The sequence below is a fragment of the Streptomyces sp. NPDC056160 genome, from assembly GCF_042268205.1.
Classification (GTDB): domain Bacteria; phylum Actinomycetota; class Actinomycetes; order Streptomycetales; family Streptomycetaceae; genus Streptomyces.
Genome location: NZ_JBHJUW010000266.1, coordinates 1 through 5,271 on the forward strand (window position 1 = coordinate 1; position 5,271 = coordinate 5,271).

The following is a 5,271-nucleotide window of genomic DNA, read 5'->3' on the forward strand; positions in this document are numbered from 1 at the left end:
GGCCCGCACCACGCGGGCCGGGGCGGAGCCGTCCGCCGGGCCCGGTGCGGAGCGCTCCGCGGGCCGGGCACGGTTTCCGTCCCCGGCCCCCGGCCTTCGGCGGAGATCCACCGACGTGACCTCCGATCTTGCCGCACCCCACGGACAACGCCCCGCTACCGCACGGCTGGAGCACTCCCCCGCGACAAGCGGCCCGGTCGCGGTGAGGGTGGATGCATGACCCAGGAGATCACCACGCCCTCACCCGACCGGGTGGCTTTGCGGCCTGCCGCCCGGGCCGTGCCGATCACCGTCGAGCAGCCGGCCCCGTATCCGCCCTCGGTGCGGGAGTGGCCCGCCCTGGACCTGGACGGCCCCGAGTTCGACCCGGTGCTCGCCGCGCTGATGCGCGAGGGACCGATCATCCGAATACGCCTGCCCCACGGCGAAGGCTGGGCCTGGCTGGCCACCCGCTACGACGACGTGAAACTGATCACGAACGACCCGCGCTTCAGCCGCACCGAGGTCACCGGCCGCCAGGTGACGCGGCTGGCCCCGCACTTCAAGCCGCGTCCCGGTTCGCTCGCCTGGGCCGACCAGCCCGACCACAACCGGCTGCGCAGGCCGATCGCCGGTGCCTTCACCGTCGGTGCGATGAAGCGGCTGCGGCCCCGCGCGCAGGAACTCCTGGACGCGCTCGTGGCACCGGTGCTGCGCGCCGGACCGCCCGCGGACCTGGTGGAGCAGGTCCTGGAGCCGTTCCCGATCGCCGTGGTCGCGGAGGTGATGGGGGTACCACCCGCCGAACGGGAGCAGGTGCACACCTGGACCCGGCAGATCATCTCCATGTGCGGCGGGGCCGAGGCCGCCGACCGTGCCAAGGAGGGCATGTACGGGTGGATCGCCGCGACGATCCGGGCCCGCCGGGACAGCCCCGGCCAGGACGTGCTGTCGCTGCTCGGCGCGGCCGTGGGCCGGGGCGACCTCAGCGAGGAGGAGGCGGTGGGCCTGGCCGGGCCGCTGCAGATCGGCGGCGAGGCCGTCACGCACAACTGCGGGCAGATGCTGTACCTGCTGCTGACCCGCCCCGAGCTGATGGCCCGGATGCGGCAACGGCCCGCCGAGCGCGGCCCGGTCCTGGACGAGCTGCTGCGCCACATCCCGCACCGCAGCACCGTGGGCCTGGCCAGGATCGCCCTTGAGGACATCGAGCTGCACGGGGTGCGCATCGCCGCCGGCGATCCCGTCTACGTCTCCTACCTGGCCGCCAACCGCGACCCGGACGTCTTCCCCGACCCGGACGTCATCGACCCCGACCGCGACCCCAACCCGCACCTGGCCTTCGGCAACGGCCCGCACTACTGCACCGGCGCCGTCCTGGCCCGGCTGCAGACCGAACTGCTCGTGGACACCCTGCTCGACCGGCTGCCGGGGCTGCGGCTCGCGGTGCCGCCCGCCCGGGTCGCCTGGCGCCGCGGGACGATGATCCGCGGCCCGCAGAGCCTGCCGGTCACCTGGTGAGGACCGCCGACGGCGCCCCCGCACGGCTCACGCCCGCAGCCACTCCGTGACCACCAGGTCCGAGTCCGTGTGCAGACGCAGCGCGAACGGGCCGGCAGGCGGCGCCTGGGCGGCGAAGCGGCCGAGGCCGTCGGCGGTGAGCCGGGCACCGGGCCGCGGGCCGTGGAGCACCTCGATCCGGGCCGGCTGCGGCGGCATCACCTGCCCCAGCAGCCCCTCTGCGCTCACCTCCACGTCGACGGTCAGCTCACCGGCCTGGAAGGTCAGCATCCGCGGCACGTCCGCGGCGCCCCTGACCGGGATGGCGTCCAGGAGCGAGTCGAAGGTCAGCGCGGCGATCCGGGCGTCGAGGTCGTGCAGCGCGTAGGCCTCCAGGGCGAGTTGGCGCAGCTCGTCCGGGACCGGGTCGAGGACGGCTGCGGCCTGCCGCAGTTCCTCCTCCAGCAGGTCCTGCTCCGCCTCCCCGAAGCCGCCGTCCGCGCGGTCGTGGTCGTGGGTGCCGGTGTGGTCGTTCACGAAGTCCCCCGTGCGTCGTCGAGTCGTGCGCGCAGGCGCCGCAGACAGCGCTGGCGCAGAGGTCCGATGCTGCCCACGGCGACGCCGAGCGCGGCCGAGACCTCCTGGTAGCTGGGCGGCGGCGAGGCCATCAGGACGCGCAGCAACTGGCGGCAGCGGTCGCCGAGCCGCTCGAACTCCTGCCACAGCCGCCGGATCCGCTCGCTCTGCGCCGCGGCCTCCTCGGCGTCGAGCAGCGACTGTTCCGGCGTCCCGTCCTCGCTGACCCGGTCCAGCAGGTGGGGGTCGTCCGTCACGGTCAGCCGGCTCAGGCTCCGCAGCGTCCTGAGGCATTCGTTGCGGGCGGTGCTCGCCAGCCACGAGCCCGCCTTGTCGGGTTCCCTGATCCGGCCCAGGTGCTGGGCGAAGCGGAGCCAGACGGTCTGGTACACCTCGTGCCCGTCTGCGTCGGAGAGCCGGTGCGCGCGCACCACCGACCACACCAGCGGACTCATCCCCTCCACCAGTGCTTTCCAGGCCGCCGCGTCACCGTCGACCGCGGACTGGACGAGCACGCCGACATCTGCACGGTCCACCGGTTCACCCCTCGTGTACGGCCTGTCATCGTACGCCGTGGAGGGGAGGGTTCCGGTACTCATGGGGTCCTCATACCGGCGGTGCCGACCGCTGGACGGGGACGGGGCGCCAGGTGGGCGGGCGCAGCGCCGGCACGTGCGCCCCGCGCACCTCCGCGTACTGCCGGTGCGAGGCGAGGAGGTGCCGGCAGGCGGCTCTCGGGTCGCGTTCCCCGTGGGCCGTCATGTGGGCGGCGACCATGCCGGCGGCCACGGGGGCGGCGAAGGAGGTTCCGCTCCAGTGCGCGTACCCCTCGAACATCACCTGGTCCGGTTTGGCCGGGGCGTTGTCGCCCCCTTCGCTCAACAGGCCCGCGTGCCGGGGCGACTGGCAGGTGCAGGCGTAGTGGAAGCCGAACCGGCAGGCGTCGTAGGTGGAGTGGCGGTAGACGTAGGGCACGGGCTTGTCGAAGCCGGTGAGGACGCTGGTGAGGCGCTCGCCGGGGGCGTACGCCTTCACCCAGTGGCCGTGGTTGCTGAAGCACGCGCCGTGCTCGCCGTCGGAGCGCAGCGCGCCGACCGACAGGACCGAGTCGGCGTAGCCGGGCAGGTCGGCGTAGGCCGCGGGCCAGAAGGGCGTGGCGCTGGCGTTGTTGCCGGCGGCGGCGACCAGGAGGGTGCCCCGGCGGCGCAGTTCCCGCATGAAGGCGTCCACGCCGAGCAGGCCGTCGGTGCGGCCGTTGGAGGTGCCGGCGGAGAGGCTGATGATGTCGGGCCAGCCACCCGCGTCGACGGCCTCGAACAACCGGTGCCCGAAGTCGGACTCCAGGACGGCGCCGGCGTCGTCGAGGGTGCCGCGTACGGTGATGTCGGTGTCGGGGGCGACCGCGGCGATCAGTCCGGCGATGAACGTGCCGTGGCCGACGTACTGCTCCAGTACGCCGTCGTCGTCGGTCTCCTGGATCTGGCGGTCGCCCCGGACGTGGGCGAGCAGCGGGGCGGCGCCGTGGTCGTGCATGAGGCCGGTGTCGACGACGAGGACGGCCACGGCGGTGTCGGGGTCGTACCGGGTGCCCTCGGGCGCCGGGTTGGTGCCGGCGGCGAGGGGTGCCGGCACCGGCTCGTCACCGGGGCAGGCGTTGACCGCGATGGACACCACGTGGTTGCGGCTGACCAGCCGCCGTCCGGCGCGTCCCTCGTGCTCGCGCAGGGCGCGCAGGGCGTGCGCGACGGCGAGGTCGCCGCCGGCGTCACCGTGCGCGGGGTCGCCGACCTGGATCCGCGTGATGCCGGTGCGGTTGCTCTGCGGGCTCGCCCGGCGCACCCGGTCGGCGGCCAGTTCCGGCGCCGCGGCGAAGTGGGTGCGCACCGTGTCCTCGACCAGGTGGGCCTCCTCGCCGTCGCGCGCGAGGACCACGCCCTTCTCGTAGAAGAACTCGGCGGAGTCGTCCGGGCCCATGGCCAGGGGAACGCCCGGCATCGAGCGCTGGATCTGCGCGAACTGCTCGTGGAATCGCCGTGGTGCCATGGCGCGCGTGTCCTCCCGTCGGGACGGTGGTTCGTCAGTCAGAGCCGCGAGGCCCCCGGTTGATACATCCGCCGCGGCTCGGGAGCCCGGGGACGCGGTTCCGGGGCCGCTCGGGGACCACTACCATCCGGTAGGTGACAGCGGGAAGCGAATCGGAGCTCGAACTGCTGCCGATGGTGTTCGCTGACCCCGGCGAGGCGCTGGCGCGGGCCCGCGCGCTGCTCGACGCCCGGCCCGCGCCGCTGCCCGCCTCGGTGGCGCACCAGGTGATCGGCATCTGGCAGCGGGACTTCGGCGACCTGCGCCTGGCCCTGCGGCATCTGCGGCGGGCCCGGGACCTGGCGGCGCGGGCCGGGTCGGCCGAGCGGGAGGCCGACGTGCTGGCCACGCTCGGGGTCGCGCTGGTCCACGCCGGCCGGACCCGGCAGGGGCTCGCGGCGTTCGAGCGGGGCGTGGCGCGCGGCACGGGCCACACCCGGGCGCGGGTCAGGTACCGGCGGGCGTACGTGTGGTGGGTGCTGGGGCGCCACCGGGAGGCGCTGGAGGACGTACGCCGGGCGGTGGGGGTGCTGCGGCAGGCCGACGACGTGATCTGGACGGCCCGGGCGCTGACCCTGCGGGCCACCGTGCACCTGGCGCTGGGCGCGGTGGAGCGGGCGGACGCCGACTTCACGGCGGCCGAGGCGCTGTGGGACACCACGGGTCAGGAGCACGACAAGGCGGACGCGGTGGAGAGCCGCGGGCTCGCGGCGTTCAGGCGCGGTGACGTGCCCGCGGCGCTGCGGCTGCTGGACGAGGCCGAGGAGCGGTACGCCAAGCTGGGCACGCCGACGTTCATGCTGAACATCCGGCGCTGCGAGGTGCTGATGGCAGCCGGTCTCGCGCCCGAGGCGCTGGCCGAGGCGGACACCGCGATCGCCGAACTCGACCGGCTGGGCGGCCAGTCGACCCGCAAGGCCGAGCTGCTGCTGGTGGCGGCGCGCGCGGCCCGGCTGGCCGACGACCCGCACACGGCGATCGACCGGGCGGCGGCGGCGGTGCGGCTGTTCGGCGGGCAGCGGCGCGCCTGGTGGGCGGCGCACGCCCGGCTGGTGCTGCTTCAGGCGCGGGCCGCCACCGGGCGCCGTTCCGGGCGGCTGGTCGCGGACGCCGCGGCGGTGGCCGGGCAGCTGG

Annotated in this window: 4 protein-coding genes and 1 pseudogene; 2 read left to right on the plus strand and 3 right to left on the minus strand. The window is 75.0% G+C overall.

The genetic code is table 11. From position 1 onward, the window contains the following. Positions 1 to 216: 216 nt before the first annotated feature. Positions 217 to 1,500 (plus strand): cytochrome P450, encoded by a 1,284-nt coding sequence (locus tag ACFC02_RS41505; RefSeq protein WP_376368049.1) that lies wholly within the window; start codon positions 217 to 219, stop codon positions 1,498 to 1,500. Between the two features lie 27 nt (positions 1,501 to 1,527). On the opposite strand, the gene ACFC02_RS41510 is transcribed toward ACFC02_RS41505, so the two are convergent. The 3 genes from ACFC02_RS41510 to ACFC02_RS41520 form a co-directional block, all read right to left on the minus strand. After that, the gene (locus tag ACFC02_RS41510) at positions 1,528 to 2,016 is read right to left on the minus strand and encodes a hypothetical protein (RefSeq protein WP_376368051.1); all 489 of its coding nucleotides are present in this window, start codon (positions 2,014 to 2,016) and stop codon (positions 1,528 to 1,530) included. Further along, positions 2,013 to 2,591, minus strand: a complete 579-nt coding sequence (locus ACFC02_RS41515; RefSeq protein ID WP_360971712.1) for a sigma-70 family RNA polymerase sigma factor — start codon at positions 2,589 to 2,591, stop codon at positions 2,013 to 2,015. Before ACFC02_RS41515 ends, ACFC02_RS41510 begins: the two co-directional genes overlap by 4 nt. Before the next feature lie 70 nt (positions 2,592 to 2,661). Then, entirely contained in the window at positions 2,662 to 4,098 is a 1,437-nt protein-coding gene (locus tag ACFC02_RS41520) for a S8/S53 family peptidase (protein WP_376368053.1), read from the minus strand. A 134-nt stretch (positions 4,099 to 4,232) separates the two neighbouring features. Here ACFC02_RS41520 and ACFC02_RS41525 point away from each other — a divergent pair. Next, a pseudogene (locus ACFC02_RS41525) lies at positions 4,233 to 5,271 on the plus strand (CHAT domain-containing protein); the annotation flags it as partial.